The following is a 17,229-nucleotide window of genomic DNA, read 5'->3' as shown; positions in this document are numbered from 1 at the left end:
GGGAGGGAACTTTTGAATGTTTCGGGTAGCAAACGGGAAAAAAGAAAGGTAAACTACTTGTATGGTGTTGTGAAGGAAATATGAAAATTAGGTTAAATTTCAGCTTTCATTCGACTTTATGATAAAATAAAATGTCGGAATCATTTTTCACTTTAGGAAGGGAATTATATGTCATCAAAGCTGTTAAGAGGTACCTTCATATTGACACTGGGAACGATCATTTCGAAAGTTCTTGGCCTTTTTTATGTTATTCCGTTTTATGCGATTGTAAAAGAACATGGGACTGCACTTTATCAATTTTCTTATGTACCCTATACGATTTTTATAAGCATTGCTACAGCAGGTGTTCCGCTTGCTGTTTCCAAGTTTATATCAAAATATAATGCTCTTGGAGAGTATGGTGTAGGGAGAAAGCTTTTTAAATCCGGACTCATTGTCATGTTGGCTAGCGGAATTGTATCATTTTTAATACTTTATTTTTCCGCACCCTTTCTTTCAGAGATTATGTTGAGTGATAAAGGAAGTTCTTCAGGTGCAGATAACATAAGTGTAGCAGATGTTACTATAGTTATAAGAGCCGTAAGTTTTGCATTAATCGTTGTTCCATTTATGAGTTTGATCCGCGGATTTTTCCAAGGACATCAATCAATGGGCCCATCCGCTGTCTCACAGGTTGTTGAACAGATTGTTCGAATTGTTTTCCTATTGGTTGGAGCTTATATTGTTTTAAATGTTTTAAATGGAAGCTTAGTAACGGCTGTCAGTGTGGCAACATTTGCAGCTTTTATCGGAGCAATCGGAAGTTTGGCTGTTTTAGCTTGGTACTGGTTTAAACGAAAACCTCATTTGGACAAGTTGCTTGAACAGGATAAGGGTACGATGTCTATTTCTTTAGGAGAAATGTATAAAGAAATATTAACGTATGCTGCTCCGTTTGTTCTTGTCGGTATCGCCAATCCTTTGTTCCAATTTATCGATCAGCTGACATTCACTAGGGCAATGCTGTCACTTGGAATAGATAAGAATCATGCAGTGTCGGCATTTTCTGTTCTTAATTTCCAATCGCACAAGCTGGTGATTATCCCGGTTTCTCTGGCTACTGGTTTTTCTTTAACATTAGTTCCAAGCATTACGAAAGCGTTTGTGGAAGAAGACTGGAGCAGCCTGAACCGCCAGCTTGATCAAACACTTCAAGTGCTTCTCTTTTTAACGTTGCCTGCCGTTATCGGCCTTTCGCTCTTGGCAGAGCCGGTCTACACTCTTTTTTACGGACATGCGGTTCTTGGAACAGAGGTGTTAAAATCGTATGCTCCGGTTGCGCTTTTATTTGCTCTTTATCAAGTTACTGCAGCGATTTTGCAAGGAATTAATGAGCAGCGCTTCACAGTATTAAGTTTGCTTGTTGGCTTATTGATAAAATTAAGTTTAAACATTCCGCTTATAAAATTAATGGAGACGCAGGGAGCTGTATTAGCAACGGCACTTGGCTATACCGGGGCTATTATCATTAACATGTTTGTTATTAGATATTTTGCTCGTTACCCGTTTCGGCTTGTGGCCAGACGCAGCATGCTTATCGTTATTTTTACGGCCATTATGTATATTTCAACAAAACTTGTCTATCTTTTCTTGGTTTTGATTTTGTCTCCGGAAACAAGATTTCAGTCTCTTCTAATTGTAATCATTTGTGCAGCAATTGGGGCAGCAGTATTCTTTTATTTAGGCCACAGAACAAAACTCGTTTATGTATTGTTTGGCAGCAGAATTGATAATTTAAAGAGAAAACTTCGTCTTCCAATTAAAAAAGAAGAAGGGTCCCGCTTTTAGGCGAGACCTTCTTCTTATATTCTAGTAATGATAGTATTCTTCTTCCCTGATTCCTAGTCGGCGTTCGATCCGGTCAAGTCGGCGGTTTATTTGGTCAACTTGCTGGCTAAGCCTGTCGACCCTGCGGTCTAACCTGTCTAGGCGACGGTTGATATCCTGCCATCCTTGAAATCCCGGTTGGGGGAAACCAGTTCCTTGCTGTCGATAATAATAATCCATTCAGCACACACTCCTAATTAATTTTTTTAGAAAACTACGGTATCAGTCTATGGATTATACAATGAAAGGCAACGGACAGATGCCCACATAAGGTGAATTATCAGTTGTTTCCTTGTTAATATAAGTTTGTTAACTCCGCCTGAAGAGGTGAGAGTTAAATGGGCGATTTATTTTCTGCGAGGTGGAGAATGAGAATCGATAAAATGTTAGCAAATTTAGGATTTGGCAGCAGAAAAGAAGTAAAAAAAATATTAAAGGACGGGGCTGTTAGAGTAAACGGCCAAATTGTAAAAGATGCCAAACAACAGGTTGACCCCGAAAATGATGTCGTGACATTAAATGGTGAGACCGTTGAATATAAAGAGTTTATCTATTTAATGATGAATAAGCCGCCTGGTGTTGTGTCGGCAACAGAAGATCATCAAGATGAAACGGTTATTGACCTGTTAGAAATAGAAGATCTTGTCTTCGATCCTTTTCCGGTCGGAAGGCTTGATAAGGATACGGAAGGGCTTTTATTAATAACGAATGATGGACAGCTTGCACATCGACTGTTATCGCCGAAAAAGCATGTTCCTAAAACATATTTTGCTGTGATTGACGGGGAGGTAACGGAACGGGATATAGAAGCATTTAAAAACGGTGTCACTCTTGATGACGGGTATAAAACGAAACCCGGGGAATTAAAAATATTAAAGTCTGGTTTAACTTCAGATATTGAATTAACGATTACGGAAGGAAAGTTTCATCAAGTCAAAAGAATGTTTCAGGCCGTTGGGAAAAGAGTCATTTATTTAAAGAGAATATCTATGGGCCCTTTAAAGCTGGATGAGACTCTTGAATTAGGAGAATACCGTGAGCTGACAGATGAAGAACTGCAGAAATTAAAGGAATATCAATCTCAATAAAGAACTTTTTTGGCTGCCTTTAATTTGTTTATGAGCCAAATTCATCGGAAAGTGCTGCTATTGAAAAAATATTAATAGTAAACAAAATAGGAACTGGCCATGATGGTAAAACGAAGAATTCTTTTTGGCCAGTTCCTTCAATTTTCTATCATAATGCAATTATTTACGATGTCATTTTTATCTTCTTCTGTGTTGTTGTCCATTTGCCGCGGCTGGGACTTATCACTAAGTCATTATAAGCCAGGACATTCAAATCTCTTTGGATGGTACGAGGAGTTATACCAAATTCTTCCACAAGATCTTGAGTCGTTACAGTTCCATTGTTCAAAATATACAAGTAGACGGATTTGATACGGTTTAACATTCGGTTAGTTGAAGGTTTCAAAAAACCACTCCCTATCCTTTTTTCAAACCTTTGGCATATTCCTGCAACCGACTTTCCCATGAAGAAACTTGTCTTCAAGCTATGTAGTTTTCTTTTCCTCAGACAACCCCTTTTCTTTACCATGTCCGGTAAATCTAAGATGTCCCTAACTTAGTTTACATTTTACCCATATTTTCAGATAATTTCTACCGCTAAGTACAAATTTACAAAATATTAATATCCATTGATCCCCCCTTTTTTAAGTACGTACTATAACGTATGGGAGAAGCCTGGCTATTATGATGATTGATGCTGTAGCAATTTTCCAGTTTTCTAGAATGTTAAAATTGTATATATATGGGCCTGACAAATATACCAGACATATACATTGTCGAGTCTGAAGGAATTTTAAATGCTTTCGCAACGCGTTTTTTTCGGCGCAATGTAGTTGTTCTATATTCAGGCATCTTAGAACTGATCAAAAGAGATGCGGAAAAAGAAGTCTTATTTGTTCTGGCACACGAATTTGGAGTTATTAAAATGAAAAAAGAATTTTAGAGAGGCTGACTCATAAGGGTCTGACTCCTTCCATTAAAAAAAGTAAACCTTTTCCACTTTTATCCGTATATAAGTGGAGGGGTGAAAATGAGTCTATTGCATGTTGATATAAAAAAAGCTGGGTATGATGAAAATAAACCTGTTATTTGTGATATCAGCTTTTCAATTGATTCAGGAGAGTTAGTCGGACTGATAGGCCCGAATGGAGCAGGAAAAAGCACATCGATTAAAACGATTCTCGGACTAATGGAATATGTGGAAGGAAAGGTCGAATTCCGGGAAGGAATAAAGTATTCTTATGTTCCGGAAAGGCCGATTTTTTATGACGAACTTACTCTTTGGGAGCATCTTGATTTTGTTTCAGCAGTTGAAAAATTGGATGATAATAAATTTAAAGCACGGGCAACAGAGCTATTAGAGCTTTTTAAACTGTCTGATCATGCACATAAATTGCCTGTAACGTTTTCAAAAGGAATGCAGCAAAAAGCAATGCTGATCCTTGCTCTTATTGCAAACCCATCAATCTATATCATTGACGAACCGTTTATCGGGCTGGATCCACACGCTATGAAATTATTTTTGACATTCCTCGAAAGAGAAAGGGAGCGCGGTGCAGGAATTTTAATGTCCACCCACGTCTTGGATACTGCCGAGAAAATATGTGACCGGTTTTTGCAAGTGAATAATGGACGGCTCACAGCACAAGGCAATCTCACGGATATTCGCAAACAGTGCGGGCTTCCGCACGGATCACTATTTGACTGCTTTCATTTGATTGCGGAAGGGTCATACAAATGAGAGGGCATCATCTATTTTTCTCCCGGTTGATAAAAGAATGGAAGTTCCAATATGGCGTCATACGTTCTATTGCTGATTGGACAATCCTTCTCTATCTGATCATTCCATCATTTGTTATCTTCATATTTATTTACCGTTCGTGGTGGGTGGAACTGCCTGGCTGGATGGAAAAGATGCCATTAAATATTGCTTTTTTTCTCAGTTATCTTTTATGCTGGGCAGGAAATTACCGCACGTTTGTTCAAGAGGCAGATAAGGTCTTTTTAATAAAGCATCAGAAGCTATTTCTCAGAATGAAAAAATGGGGATACGTTTATTCTCTAATCTTTCAGGGTGTGGCCGTCGGAATTGTTATTTTCATTTTGCTGCCGTATTTCGTTGAGTATTCTGCTTTTACTGCGACACAAATTATTGTTTATTTTATCTTTTTTGTAATTTAAAAATGGTTTATTATGGCATTAAAATTTAAACTGCGATACACAGAACGGAAGCGGCTGAGATATCTTTTTGGATTATTGATTTTTATTCTGCTCAACTGGTGCACCCAGTTTTTGATTTCGTTTTGGTTAGAAAGCCAATTTGTTCCAATTCTATTTGCTGCTAGTTCCTTTCTCATTGGTTCTCTCATGTTATATTACCGGCCTTTACATAGGACTTCTAGGTTTGAACATGAACTGGAAATAGAAGAGGATGAAAAAATGAAATATATTCAGCTAATATTCGAATTGTCACCGGATATTGAAAAAATTTCGCGGCCAGTTCGAAGCAAACCTTTTCTATTTCGAAAATCAGCTAGAATTTTTCAAAATCGTACAGCTGAAAAAGCATTCATTGAGCTATTTATAAAAGTTTTTCTGAGAAACAATCGTTATTCGGCTACTTATTTTCAAATGATATCTGTTACAGCAGCAGGGATCCTTGTTATTCCTCCGTTATGGATAAAGGGATTGGTGTTGATTGGATTTATGTTCATGATGCATATATGGCTTTCCGTCGTTTGGGAAAAAATCATTGTGTCCCATCCATTAACAAAAAAATACAGAGACATGGAAGAGTTTTTTATAGCGGGGAGAAAAGTGGCTCTTTGTATGTTTGTGATTGCTATTGCAATGACAGGCTTTTTCATCTTAATAGGCTACCTTCTCACAAGAAATTTATAAGTTTGAATGGATATTTGTGCCCTTGCAGGGAAAAATATCTTTTAATCATATATTTAAAGCATTTAAGGGAGAATGGATTTATAATAACTAATTGAATAATTATCATTGCAATATATGGAACGAAGTTAGGAGGAAAAAAGAGTGGAAGCAATCGATTGGATAAAAGAGGTTGCTAAAAGGAAAGAAGAACTGATTCAAGATACACAAAATCTTTTAAGAATTAAGAGTGTTTTAGATGAAGAAAATGCCACTTCCGATGCTCCGCTCGGCCCGGGGGTAAAGGAAGCGTTATCCTATATGCTCGAACTCGGAGAAAAAGACGGATTCAAGGCAAAAAACGTTGAAAATGTCGCTGGGCACTTGGAATTCGGTGAAGGGGAAGAATTAGTGGGCATTCTTTGTCATGTCGATGTTGTGCCTGGAGGGGACGGATGGACGAGCGACCCATACGGAGCTGAAATCCGGGACGGGAAAATATTTGCACGGGGTGCGATTGATGATAAAGGTCCGACTATGGCCGCTTACTATGCTATGAAAATTGTAAAAGAACTCGATCTTCCTTTAAAAAAGCGGGTTCGGATGATTATCGGTACAGATGAAGAGAGCGATTGGCGCTGTGTTGATACATATTTTAAATATGAAGAAATGCCGTCCATGGGTTTTGCCCCTGATGCAGATTTCCCGATCATATATGCGGAAAAAGGGATCTCTGATTTTGATATTGTCCAATCTTTTGAGGACGATGCAAATCATGGTGATGTTGCGAAAATTGAAGTAACTCGATTTACTTCCGGAAGAAGGTACAATATGGTTCCTGATTTCGCGAAAGCCGGACTCTTTGTTCGTGACCAGCAAACAGAAGTTATCCAGCGGTTTGATGAATTTCGAAAACAGCGTAAACTCGAAGGAAAGTGCCATGTGGATAAAGGTGAATTAATCATTGAATTGGAAGGTGTATCAGCCCATGGTATGGAACCGGAAAAAGGAGTTAATGCAGGATTGCTTCTGGCAGAATTTTTGTCCCAATTGAAAACTGATCCGAAAGCGCAGCACTTTTTTTCTTTCGTAACAAGGTACCTCTCGAAAGAATCGCGCGGACAGGAACTCGGGATTGCATATTCTGATGATATTACAGGAGATTTAACCATTAACGTTGGAAAACTCAGCTATACCCAGGAACATGGAGGGCAGCTTGGAATCAATTTGCGTTATCCGGTAACTGATGATATGGATGAAAAGAAGGATCAACTAGAGCTATTGCTTAAAAAAGAGGGCTTTAAAATTGAAAATTTCTCTGATTCAAAGCCGCATCATGTTGATGAAAAAGATTTGCTTGTACAAAAATTAAAGAAGGTATATGAAGAACAAACAGGTGAGAAGGCAGAACTGCTTTCAATTGGCGGTGGAACGTACGCGCGTTCCTTAAAGTCTGGGGTCGCCTTTGGTCCACTGTTTCCTGGAAGGCCGGATGTTGCCCATCAAAAAGATGAGTACATCATAATTGATGATTTGTTAAAGGCAACCGCTATTTATGCACAGGCGATTTACGAATTAGCTTCTGACTAAACTTTACGCTGGATGCAGCTGATTATCTCTAACAATAACAATACATAGAAAGGTTTTATTATTGTTTGTCTAAGTATTGGAGGGGGCTGACCCTTTGCTTATGAGGCAGCCCTGTTTTTTTTAATTGAATTCGAATAAGTCACTCGATAGATATCGTTCACCTGTATCACTAACAATGCACACAACGACATCTTCCGGTGAAAGCTGTTTAGCTGTCTCAATCGCTGCGAAACATGCTGCACCTGATGAAGGGCCAACAAGAATTCCTTCTTCTTTCGCAAGGCGCCGTGTTATTTCATATGCCTCTTCATCTTTAATTAAATGAATTTTATCATACACATCTTGATTGAGAATGTCAGGTATAAATCCAGGGCTTGTTCCGACGAGCTTATGTTTGCCGGGTTTTCCGCCTGAAAGCACCGGGGAGCCTGCAGGTTCTACTACATGAACAGTTAGATCCGGGTAATGATCGCGAAGGACTTCCCCTGTTCCTGTAATGGTTCCGCCTGTTCCGGCAGCCGCCACAAAAGCTTTTAACGGCTTCCCGATTTGTTTCATGGCTTCTATGATTTCAAGAGCTGTTGATTTGCGGTGAGCTTCCGGATTCGCCTTGTTTTCAAACTGCATTGGTATGTAACTGTCGGGAATTTCAGAAGCAAGCTCTTTTGCCTTTTTTATGGCTCCCGGCATTTTTTCATCCCCAGGTGTCAGTACAACTTCTGCGCCATATGCTTTCAAAATGTTTATCCTTTCTTGTGTCATCGTATCCGGCATTACGATAATCGCACGGTACCCTCTTGCGGCTGCATTCATGGCAAGACCAATACCGGTATTTCCGCTTGTTGGTTCAATGATTACAGAGCCAGGTTTCAATTTGCCTTCTTTTTCAGCTGTGACAATCATATGATAAGCTGCGCGGTCCTTAACGCTTTTACTAGGATTGAAAAATTCAAGTTTTAAATAGATAGTCGCTCCATCCTTCGGGCCAACTCGGTTCAGTTTTATGAGCGGAGTATTTCCGATTAAATCTGCAATATTTTCAACGACTCTCATTTTTTATCATTCCTATTCTGTTCAATGAATTAACTTCATCTTATTAAAACGCAGCAACTTTATCAATGAAGAATTTATTCTAAAAGTTGTTTGAAATATCTGAGAATGGTCGATATCTCTCTTGCCTCTCGATTCTGCCAATTTGTAAAAAGATTTGCTAAAATAGGTAAAAAACGTTTTTTGAAAGGGCGAATTCAACGAATGGAGAAAAATCCACACTATTTTTTAGCAGTTCGTTTGCCAAAAGAAGCAAAACAATTGTTGCACGAAAAAGCAGAACAATTAAAGAGCGAGCTGAAGTTTGCGAGGTGGGTTCACCCTGAAGATTATCATATTACACTTGCATTTTTAGGCAATGCTTCTTGCAGCCAATTAAATAGAACAAAAGAGCTTGTTCAAAAGAATATTAATGGGACAAGTGTTTTTTCCTTGACGATTCAGCACTTTGGAACTTTTGGCAGAAAGGATTCTCCGAGAATTTTTTGGGCGGGGCTTCATAAAGAAGAGCGCCTCCATCAATTGAGAAACCTTGTATTTTCAGCATGTGAAAAAGCAGGATTTCAACTTGAAACGAGGCCATTTTCTCCCCATATTACATTAGCTAGAAAATGGACGGGTTCTTCTTCTTTTTCACCAGTCTTTTTAACAGAAAATAATAGCATTGAAAAAGAGCCGATTACATTTGAGGCGAAAGATGTGGTCTTATATCAGACGCACTTCGAGAAAACGCCAAAATATGAAGCAGTTGCAACATTTCCGCTTCTAACTGAATAGTTTATTTGTATAAAGTCTTCAAATATAAAAGAAATTAAAGGAAGGCAATGTTGATGGGACAGTTAATCAAACTTCAAGATTACGTTTCTAGATATGAACAAGATATCTTTGTATATCCTTCCCGTTTTGTTCGTTTGAAAAGACAGCAGTGGGAGCGAATAAAAGACATTTGGGAGAATTGGGATATCAATAAGGATATCATTAACCAAAACAATCAAAAGGAATTATCCTTATTGTTGGAAGATGAGAAACAGCCGATCATAGATAAAATAAAGTGTATTTTTCGTTTAAGACCAAAAGAAAACAAGGATGAAGAAAAGATTGTCCGAGATGAGGAACAAGAACAAAAGGAAGAATTTGGGCTTCAATTTACAGCTTTGCTTCCGTTTCGCCCAAATTCCATTGATGAATTAAAGCAGCAATTCCTTGATCAGCTTTTCCGTTTTCAGATGAAATGGGCGAGTTCAACCCTTACTGAAAAATCAGCAGTTGATCACAAATATTATTTTGATGAAAAACTTAAATTCTTCCTACAGCGTTTTCCGGATACATTTCTCATTCTATACAATCCGGTCTTTCTATTAAAAGAGGCGCCAGTTGAACTGGAAATTATTATGTTAACCCCTACAGACGTGTGGTGTATATCGTTTTTGGAAGAAGAAAATCATGCTGTATTTATTGGGTCAAAAAATCGTTTTTGGTCAAAGCGTTATAAAAATACAGAAAAAAAAATCTTAAATCCTCTACTTGCTTTGAACCGGACGGAAAAAATCATTCAAAAGCTTTTCCGTTTGTATGAAATCGATATTCCTGTTCGTAAAGCAATTCTTTCAAGAAATGGATATATTGATTACAAAGAAGCACCTTATGATGTACGACTTGTGGAAAAAAGGAATCTTGATGAATGGTTTACACCTTTGAGAAGAATGCGTTCACCTTTGAAACATAAGCAATTAAAAGCAGCCCAAATCCTACTTGAGTATTGTCAGACTACAAGCATGCGGAGAATGGAATGGGAGATACTTGATGCAGAGAAAAATATTGAATAGGTGGCAGCAATGGTCGGTTTATGGAAAAGATATGTTTTATCTTACTTGTCCATGCTGATGGAAGAATTCGTTCGTTCTGCCCCTATACAAGTTGTGGTTCATCAGAATGTTCTCCTAATCTTAACGAAATAATATAAAATCTCGGAAGTAGAGGATGCAAAGGAGATGATTCATTTGTGATTGCGATTGACAGGCAATTTCTTGCTTATCTTGACGACTTACAAGTCATAACGATTTTACTCCCTAATTCCTATCACGGCGGCTCTTCTTCCTATTTTCATTTAACGAATGAGGAAATAAACAGTGAGCTTACAATCATCGAAACAGTTAAGCTGGATGATTCGATAAAATATATTTGCCATTCTGAAATTGAACCGGAATTTGGAAAGCAATATTGGATTACAGATGAACATGAAGGAAAAACAGACCTTCAAATTGGTGCGGTGATTCGAACTCAGGCTTTTGATGAGCGTTTTTATTATGATGGAAACGATCTTGGAATTACTTATTCAAAAGAAAAAACCATTTTTAAACTTTGGGCACCGACAGCAGTAAAGGTGAAATTGAAGCTCCATGAGCCGGGAGGAAAAGAATTGGAACCGCTTCCGATGGAAAGAGGGGAATTTGGTGTTTGGTTTACTGAAGTTCATCGGGATTTGGAATGTTATCATTATTCATACCTTGTTTGCGTAAATCTTGAATGGAAAGAAGCTGTTGATCCTTATGCAGTTGCCGTAACGGTTAACGGAAAAAAGGGAGTCATTGTTAACTTGGCAAAGACCCGCCGTGAAAAACCTTCTTTGCCGCCGTTTCAACATGCGGTTGATACGGTCATTTATGAAACACATATTCGTGATTTTACCATTCATCCTAACAGCGGAGTTAAAAATAAGGGATTGTATTCCGGAGCCGGAGAAACGGGTACAACCGGAAAGGACGGATTGCCAACGTGCCTTTCCTATGTGAAAGATCTCGGTATTACTCATATCGAATTCCTTCCTTTCCATGATTTTGAAGGAGTAGATGAATTGAAACCGGCCAACAAATATAACTGGGGATATAATCCCTTGCATTTTAACGTTCCCGAAGGAAGCTATTCGACGAATCCACATGATCCTTATAAACGAATCATCGAATTAAAGGAAATGATCTATTCTATTCAAAAGCAGGGAATAAGAGTCATTATGGATGTTGTTTATAATCATGTGTACATTCGTGAACAATCTTCATTTGAAAAAATTGTCCCTGGCTATTATTTTCGGCATGATGAGTTTGGAATGCCATCAAACGGCACGGGAGTTGGAAATGATATTGCAACTGAGCGAAAGATGGTGCGGAAATTTATCATTGATTCTGTCCTTTTTTGGTTGAAAGAGTATCATGTCGATGGGTTTCGATTTGATTTAATGGGAATTTTTGATATTGAGACAATAAATGAGATAAGAAAAGCAGTTTCCGAAATTGATGAGTCAGTTATCATAATTGGTGAGGGATGGAATTTAAACACTCCCATACCTCCTGAAAAAAAAGCAAATATTCGCAATCAAAAATACTTGCCGGAAATCGGGCAATTTAATGACTGGTTTAGGGATTCAATCAAGGGAAGCACCTTTAACTTGTACGACCGCGGCTATGCGCTCGGCAATGAGTATTATTATGAGTCTGCCAAACAATTGCTTGTTGGAAGTATCGGCTTTGAAAAAATGGATAAAGGCATTTTTACCGAGCCGATTCAGTCAGTGAATTATGTGGAATGTCATGATAATCATACGATGTGGGATAAAATCAACCTTTGTGAAGAAGGAACAGATGAAGAAATAAAGCAAAAACATCACAGATTGGCAACGGTGATGGTTTTGTTATCACAAGGGATACCATTTCTTCACAGCGGACAGGAATTTTTCCGAACGAAAAAAGGAGTTGGAAACAGTTACCGGTCTCCTGATGAAATCAACTGGCTTGATTGGGACCGTAAAATACAATTTGCTGACAATGTCGAATATATAAAAGGGATCATTTCAATTAGAAAATCGCATAAGGCTTTTCGTTTTCACCGCGCGGATTTAATAAGGAAGCATATACGTTTTCTACCCTATCCAAAGCCCTTGATAGGCTGCTTTTATGAAGATGTACAGGAATTTGGACATTGGAAAACAATCTTAGTAGTTTTAAATCCTTTACGAACGGTTCAAAAAATTGATTTGCCTTTGGGTGGGAAATGGGAAATTTTAGCAGATCACAAAAATGCAAAAGCTAAGCCCTTTCGATCAATTAGCCAAAAGCAAATCGAGGTAAATCCTGTAAGTTCATATGTACTGGTAAAATAATCAAAAGCGTTGTTCGTTATATTTTACGTCTGAATTACTTGACGATATCAGTCAAATGGAGATAATATTTATTAAGATAGCTATTGTTAAAATTGTTTTCAGTAGCTGTCTTTTTTATCTTTTTGAGGACCAATATATTCAAAGATAATTCGGCTGTATTTGGCGAAGATGCCAATTTCTGCTGTTGTCGAATAAATTGAAGGTGAACAATTTTGGAACATTTATTTGGACAAGATTGGGAGATTGTTCCTGCCGGCGGGAACACAGGGGAAGCATTTATTGCCAAGCATGAAGAACAAAAGTTGTTTTTAAAGCGTAATTCTTCTCCATTCCTAGCAGTTTTATCTGCGGAAGGGATTGTCCCAAAACTTGTTTGGACGAAGAGAATGGAAAACGGAGATGTGATCACTGCCCAGCAATGGTTATACGGGCGGGAGTTAAAGCCTCCGGAGATGAACGATACCCGGGTAGCAAAGCTGCTTAAGAAAATTCATCAATCTAAGCCTTTGCTCGGTATGTTAACGAAGCTTGGAAAATCGCCGCTTCAACCGGAAACCCTACTTCACATGATTGAAAAAGAATTGGATTCTGATTTACTTAAGCTTTCAGCTGTAAAAAAAGCGAGAGATTTTTTAAGAAAAGAAGTTGCCAACGTTCATTGTGAAGAAAAAGTGGTTTGCCACTGTGATGTAAACCATAACAATTGGCTTCTCTCTGACGACAACCAATTGTATTTAATTGATTGGGATAGTGCAATGATTGCTGATCCGGCAATTGATCTTGGCTTGCTTTTATACTGGTATATCCCTGAGAATGAATGGGAGAGTTGGTTAAATCGATACGGAACGGAACTGACAGAAGATTTAAAACTGAGAATGAAGTGGTATGTTCATGCTCAAACACTAACTTCGATCCAATGGTATAAAAGCAAAAAACGCTATGACGAAATGGAAAAATGGATTCAATATTTGGACGTTATTTTATAAAGTTGTTATTAAGAAAAATGGTTCATATTGTTAATCCATTCGGATAACCGCTCCTGGTTTGATTTAATGTGCCGGTCTAAATCAGAAGATTGAATTCCATGCTGGCTGTATTGATAGATCTCTTGTAAAATATTTTTTACATTTTCATTGATGTTGGTGTTAACCATTAATGATTTTACTAACCGTTCCAATTGTTCACATTCGGAAACTGATCCGCAGCAATCCACCTGATGATTGCTTAAAATATCTGTTAATAAATTTAGTTGATCTTGATGAGTTATCGGCATTTCAAATCACCCTTTCGGTTTATGAAGGAATTCACTTAGTATATTGTGAATTCCTTTTTACATTTATACATTGAAAACTGTTTACCTGGAATAAAAATAAAAAGGTTGCTCTTCTATCAGGTTGCATGTTATGGTTTGTACGATATTATTTTATAGAGGTGTAACAATGCGATTACGAAATAAACCTTGGGCAAAGGATAAAATAAAGCAATATCCTCAATACGTAATCTTATCACCGAAGGATTATAAAGGAAAATGGGCTGAAGCGTTTGAAAAGGACCAACCGCTTCATATTGAAATTGGCACAGGAAAAGGCCGATTTATCACGGAGATGGCAAGAAAAAATCCAAGTATTAATTATCTAGGTATTGAATTGCAGGAAAGTGTTCTTGTATCCGCATTGGACAGGCTGATTGAAGCAGAATTGCCAAATGTTAAGCTTCTAAATGTAAATGCGGCTCATTTGAAGGAATACTTTGCAAAAGGGGACGTAGAGAGAATTTATCTGAATTTTTCTGACCCATGGCCAAAAAAGCGCCACGAAAAGCGAAGATTAACATATAAATCTTTCCTTGATTTATATAAAGATATTCTTGTAGACGAAGGTGAAATTCATTTTAAAACAGATAATCAAGGTTTGTTTGAATATTCATTGGTCAGCTTTTCAGAATTTGGATTATTGCTGAAGGATGTCAGCCTAGATTTGCATAATAGCAACTTCGAAGGCAATGTGATGACCGAGTATGAACAAAAATTTTCCGAAAAAGGAAACCGTATTTACCGCTGTGAAGTAAAATTCAGATAAATATTTGACGGACTCTTCTAAGTGTGAGTCCTTTTTTATGAAACAAAAAATCCCTTATTTCAGGGGATTTTTTGCTTTTTGATAAAAAAAGTTCCAATTATTATTGTGAAATCTGATACGCGTCGATAATTGTTCCGGTAGATGCATCAGCGATGAATTCTATCTGTTCGTTTTTGCCATTTGCCATTCTAAATATTCCACCTTTGTATACGTTGTATCGCAGCATCTCCTTTTCGTACGGTTCAGTTTTCATCTGAATCCAGGAGCCACTGATCGGACCTTGTTTCTTAAACTCAGATTTTACATGATCTAAAACTTTTTCGGGGGAAACTGTTTTGTTTTGATTAAGAATTTCTTTTGCTGCGTAACCGGCAATAAAACCCGCACTAACTCCCAACAAGAAAGTTTTCCAGTTCATTTGTATTCCTCCAATAGTAAAGGCTCAACAACCATGGGAAAAAATAAGGATCCATTTTTCTCTTCTTATCATACCAAAATTTTTTATGCGAATCATAATATATCCAGACTATTTTGTGAAAACCTGCATGACAATTGCCATGTAAGAAGTGGTAGACCGTGTGAAAGTTCTGTAAAATAAACAGTATACATATAAAGATTTTCTTGAACAAAAGGTTAAATAAAGGAGCCTAAGGACGATGAATGAACAAACATTACAGCTTTTTAAAACATTAACGGAACTACCCGGTGCACCGGGCAATGAACATCAAGTCCGTAAATTTATTAAAGAACAGCTTAGCAAATATGCAGATGAAGTGATCCAGGATAGACTTGGAAGCATCTTTGGAGTGAAACGGGGCGACGAGTCAGGCCCAGTCATTATGGTTGCCGGTCATATGGATGAAGTAGGTTTTATGGTAACTTCCATCACGGACAATGGAATGATTCGCTTCCAAACACTTGGTGGATGGTGGAGCCAAGTTTTACTGGCTCAACGAGTGCAGATTATTACGGATAATGGCCCTGTTATTGGAGTAATTGGTTCAATCCCACCGCATCTTTTGGATGATGCAAAACGCAATAAACCAATGGAGATCAAAAATATGCTCATTGATATCGGAGCAGATGACAAGGAAGATGCGATAAAAATTGGGATTAAACCGGGACAGCAAATCGTACCAATTTGTCCGTTCACTCCGATGGCCAATAACAAAAAGATTTTGGCGAAAGCATGGGACAACAGATATGGGTGCGGACTTGTCATCGAGCTTCTTCAAGAAGTGCAAAACGAAAAATTGCCGAACATTCTTTATTCCGGTGCGACTGTGCAGGAAGAGGTTGGATTAAGAGGGGCGCAAACTGCGGCAAATATGATCAAGCCTGATCTTTTTTTTGCCTTGGATGCAAGTCCGGCAAATGATATGTCAGGCGACAAAAAAGAATTTGGCCATTTAGGAAAAGGAGTTTTGCTTCGGATTTTGGACCGTTCGATGGTAACGCATCGGGGAATGAGAGAATTTGTTCTCGATACTGCAGAAACACATGGGATCCCATATCAGTACTTTGTTTCCCAAGGTGGAACGGATGCAGGCCGCGTTCATCTTTCAAATGAAGGTGTTCCAAGCGCCGTAATTGGAATTTGTGCGAGGTATATTCATACTCATGCATCGATCATTCATGTCGATGACTACGCTGCCGCAAAAGAGCTTCTTGTAAAACTAGTAAAAGCATGTGACCGTTCTACCGTTGAGTCGATTAAACAAAACGGGTAATATTTTCACCTGTTTGAAGGGAAACATGGTTCTGGTTGATAAAAATTAGAAAGTGGTTGATATATTCAATAACTGGACGATATATTCAAAAACTGGTCGATAAAAACCAAAACTGGTCGATAAAATCGTTCCCATTACTTTTGGTAGGTGACATGAAAGAATGAAGATCATAATTGGCACGAAAAATCCTGCAAAAGTTGCAGCGGTTAAGAATGCGTTTTCCGGCTATGAAGCAGAATTTATTACAGCTGACGTTCCCTCAGGGGTAAGTGAGCAGCCTTTTAGTGATGAAGAAACAATAAAGGGAGCTGTAAATCGGGCTATTCAGGCATTAGAGGCAGGTAAAGGAGACATAGGGATCGGCCTAGAGGGAGGCGTTCAGGAAACAAGCTATGGATTGTGTCTGTGTAATTGGGGAGCGCTAATGACCCCAAATTCTATGCCGATCATTGCTGGCGGTGCTCGGATTTTGCTGCCTGAAGTTATAGCGGAACGACTCAGGTCCGGTGAGGAACTCGGTCCGGTTATGGATGCTTTCGCACAAAAAGCAAATGTTCGTAAGAATGAAGGAGCGGTCGGAATCTTTACAAATGGCAGAATCAACCGTGCAAATATATTTTCCCACATTATGCACCTGCTAATCGGCCAATACGAATACCAAACAAAACAAGGGGCCAGTCCCTCACTGCGGTAATGCGTTATACTACTAGAAGCTTGCTGTATTGTATTTTATTGGACCTGCGGCAATTAGCCTGTTATTATTCTGAGTATATGAGGAGAAAAGGTTGGATCAAGTCTGGCAATATACTGATTCATAT

The 17,229-nt window shown here is 38.3% G+C and carries 18 protein-coding genes and 1 pseudogene; 14 read left to right on the top strand and 5 right to left on the bottom strand.

The features are described from left to right. The first annotated feature begins 168 nt into the window (after positions 1-168). Positions 169-1,827: a putative polysaccharide biosynthesis protein gene (locus BMMGA3_RS13015; protein WP_003347311.1), complete on the top strand. Its 1,659-nt coding sequence runs from the start codon at positions 169-171 to the stop codon at positions 1,825-1,827. Positions 1,828-1,848: 21 nt separating this feature from the next. On the opposite strand, the gene BMMGA3_RS13010 is transcribed toward BMMGA3_RS13015, so the two are convergent. After that, positions 1,849-2,046, bottom strand: a complete 198-nt coding sequence (locus tag BMMGA3_RS13010; protein WP_003347313.1) for an MbeD/MobD family mobilization/exclusion family protein — start codon at positions 2,044-2,046, stop codon at positions 1,849-1,851. A 188-nt stretch (positions 2,047-2,234) separates the two neighbouring features. On the opposite strand from BMMGA3_RS13010, the gene BMMGA3_RS13005 reads away from it, so the two are divergent. Beyond that, positions 2,235-2,954: a pseudouridine synthase gene (locus BMMGA3_RS13005; RefSeq protein ID WP_034669183.1), complete on the top strand. Its 720-nt coding sequence runs from the start codon at positions 2,235-2,237 to the stop codon at positions 2,952-2,954. 163 nt (positions 2,955-3,117) lie between these two features. Here the strand turns inward: BMMGA3_RS13005 and BMMGA3_RS13000 are convergent, their stop codons facing one another. Further along, the gene (locus BMMGA3_RS13000; protein WP_003347316.1) at positions 3,118-3,339 is read right to left on the bottom strand and encodes a DeoR family transcriptional regulator; all 222 of its coding nucleotides are present in this window, start codon (positions 3,337-3,339) and stop codon (positions 3,118-3,120) included. Positions 3,340-3,675: 336 nt separating this feature from the next. Between BMMGA3_RS13000 and BMMGA3_RS12995 the strand changes: the two genes are divergently transcribed. From BMMGA3_RS12995 to pepV, 4 genes and pseudogenes are all read left to right on the top strand, one after another. Continuing rightward, entirely contained in the window at positions 3,676-3,876 is a 201-nt protein-coding gene (locus BMMGA3_RS12995) for a M48 family metalloprotease (protein ID WP_003347317.1), read from the top strand. 87 nt (positions 3,877-3,963) lie between these two features. Then, complete coding sequence (locus tag BMMGA3_RS12990) at positions 3,964-4,674, top strand: ABC transporter ATP-binding protein (protein ID WP_003347320.1); 711 nt, start codon at positions 3,964-3,966, stop codon at positions 4,672-4,674. Further along, positions 4,671-5,834: pseudogene (locus tag BMMGA3_RS18470) on the top strand (ABC transporter permease). Before BMMGA3_RS12990 ends, BMMGA3_RS18470 begins: the two are co-directional and overlap by 4 nt. Before the next feature lie 141 nt (positions 5,835-5,975). Next, complete coding sequence (pepV, locus tag BMMGA3_RS12975; RefSeq protein ID WP_003347323.1) at positions 5,976-7,400, top strand: dipeptidase PepV; 1,425 nt, start codon at positions 5,976-5,978, stop codon at positions 7,398-7,400. Between the two features lie 120 nt (positions 7,401-7,520). Here the strand turns inward: pepV and cysK are convergent, their stop codons facing one another. Next, positions 7,521-8,453: a cysteine synthase A gene (gene cysK, locus BMMGA3_RS12970; RefSeq protein ID WP_003347325.1), complete on the bottom strand. Its 933-nt coding sequence runs from the start codon at positions 8,451-8,453 to the stop codon at positions 7,521-7,523. Positions 8,454-8,654: 201 nt separating this feature from the next. On the opposite strand from cysK, the gene thpR reads away from it, so the two are divergent. The 5 genes from thpR (at position 8,655) to BMMGA3_RS12950 (ending at position 13,589) form a co-directional block, all read left to right on the top strand. Beyond that, positions 8,655-9,227, top strand: coding sequence for an RNA 2',3'-cyclic phosphodiesterase (gene thpR / locus BMMGA3_RS12965; RefSeq protein ID WP_003347327.1), 573 nt, complete (start codon positions 8,655-8,657; stop codon positions 9,225-9,227). A 53-nt stretch (positions 9,228-9,280) separates the two neighbouring features. Then, entirely contained in the window at positions 9,281-10,276 is a 996-nt protein-coding gene (locus tag BMMGA3_RS12960) for a nuclease-related domain-containing protein (RefSeq protein ID WP_003347329.1), read from the top strand. A gap of 9 nt (positions 10,277-10,285) precedes the next feature. Beyond that, entirely contained in the window at positions 10,286-10,408 is a 123-nt protein-coding gene (locus tag BMMGA3_RS18465) for a hypothetical protein (protein WP_259674467.1), read from the top strand. A gap of 44 nt (positions 10,409-10,452) precedes the next feature. Beyond that, positions 10,453-12,603 carry a type I pullulanase gene (pulA, locus tag BMMGA3_RS12955; RefSeq protein WP_003347331.1) on the top strand — a complete coding sequence of 717 codons (2,151 nt, stop codon included), beginning with the start codon at positions 10,453-10,455 and terminating at the stop codon, positions 12,601-12,603. Positions 12,604-12,815: 212 nt separating this feature from the next. Further along, entirely contained in the window at positions 12,816-13,589 is a 774-nt protein-coding gene (locus BMMGA3_RS12950; protein WP_003347332.1) for a phosphotransferase family protein, read from the top strand. Between the two features lie 8 nt (positions 13,590-13,597). Here BMMGA3_RS12950 and BMMGA3_RS12945 read toward each other — a convergent pair whose 3' ends face one another. Next, positions 13,598-13,876: a YtzH-like family protein gene (locus tag BMMGA3_RS12945; RefSeq protein WP_003347334.1), complete on the bottom strand. Its 279-nt coding sequence runs from the start codon at positions 13,874-13,876 to the stop codon at positions 13,598-13,600. Positions 13,877-14,042: 166 nt separating this feature from the next. On the opposite strand from BMMGA3_RS12945, the gene trmB reads away from it, so the two are divergent. Continuing rightward, positions 14,043-14,681 carry a tRNA (guanosine(46)-N7)-methyltransferase TrmB gene (trmB, locus tag BMMGA3_RS12940; RefSeq protein ID WP_003347336.1) on the top strand — a complete coding sequence of 213 codons (639 nt, stop codon included), beginning with the start codon at positions 14,043-14,045 and terminating at the stop codon, positions 14,679-14,681. 100 nt (positions 14,682-14,781) lie between these two features. Here trmB and BMMGA3_RS12935 read toward each other — a convergent pair whose 3' ends face one another. Then, positions 14,782-15,099, bottom strand: coding sequence for a PepSY domain-containing protein (locus BMMGA3_RS12935; protein ID WP_003347338.1), 318 nt, complete (start codon positions 15,097-15,099; stop codon positions 14,782-14,784). A gap of 238 nt (positions 15,100-15,337) precedes the next feature. Here BMMGA3_RS12935 and BMMGA3_RS12930 point away from each other — a divergent pair, with 238 nt between their 5' ends. Together BMMGA3_RS12930 and BMMGA3_RS12925 are read left to right on the top strand one after the other, a co-directional pair. Further along, entirely contained in the window at positions 15,338-16,411 is a 1,074-nt protein-coding gene (locus BMMGA3_RS12930) for a M42 family metallopeptidase (protein WP_003347340.1), read from the top strand. Between the two features lie 160 nt (positions 16,412-16,571). Further along, positions 16,572-17,105 (top strand): DUF84 family protein, encoded by a 534-nt coding sequence (locus BMMGA3_RS12925; protein WP_003347342.1) that lies wholly within the window; start codon positions 16,572-16,574, stop codon positions 17,103-17,105. Positions 17,106-17,229 lie beyond the last annotated feature (124 nt).

This window comes from Bacillus methanolicus MGA3, from assembly GCF_000724485.1.
GTDB classification, from domain to species: domain Bacteria; phylum Bacillota; class Bacilli; order Bacillales; family Cytobacillaceae; genus Bacillus_Z; species Bacillus_Z methanolicus_A.
This window is presented reverse-complemented; position numbering and strand designations above follow the sequence as displayed.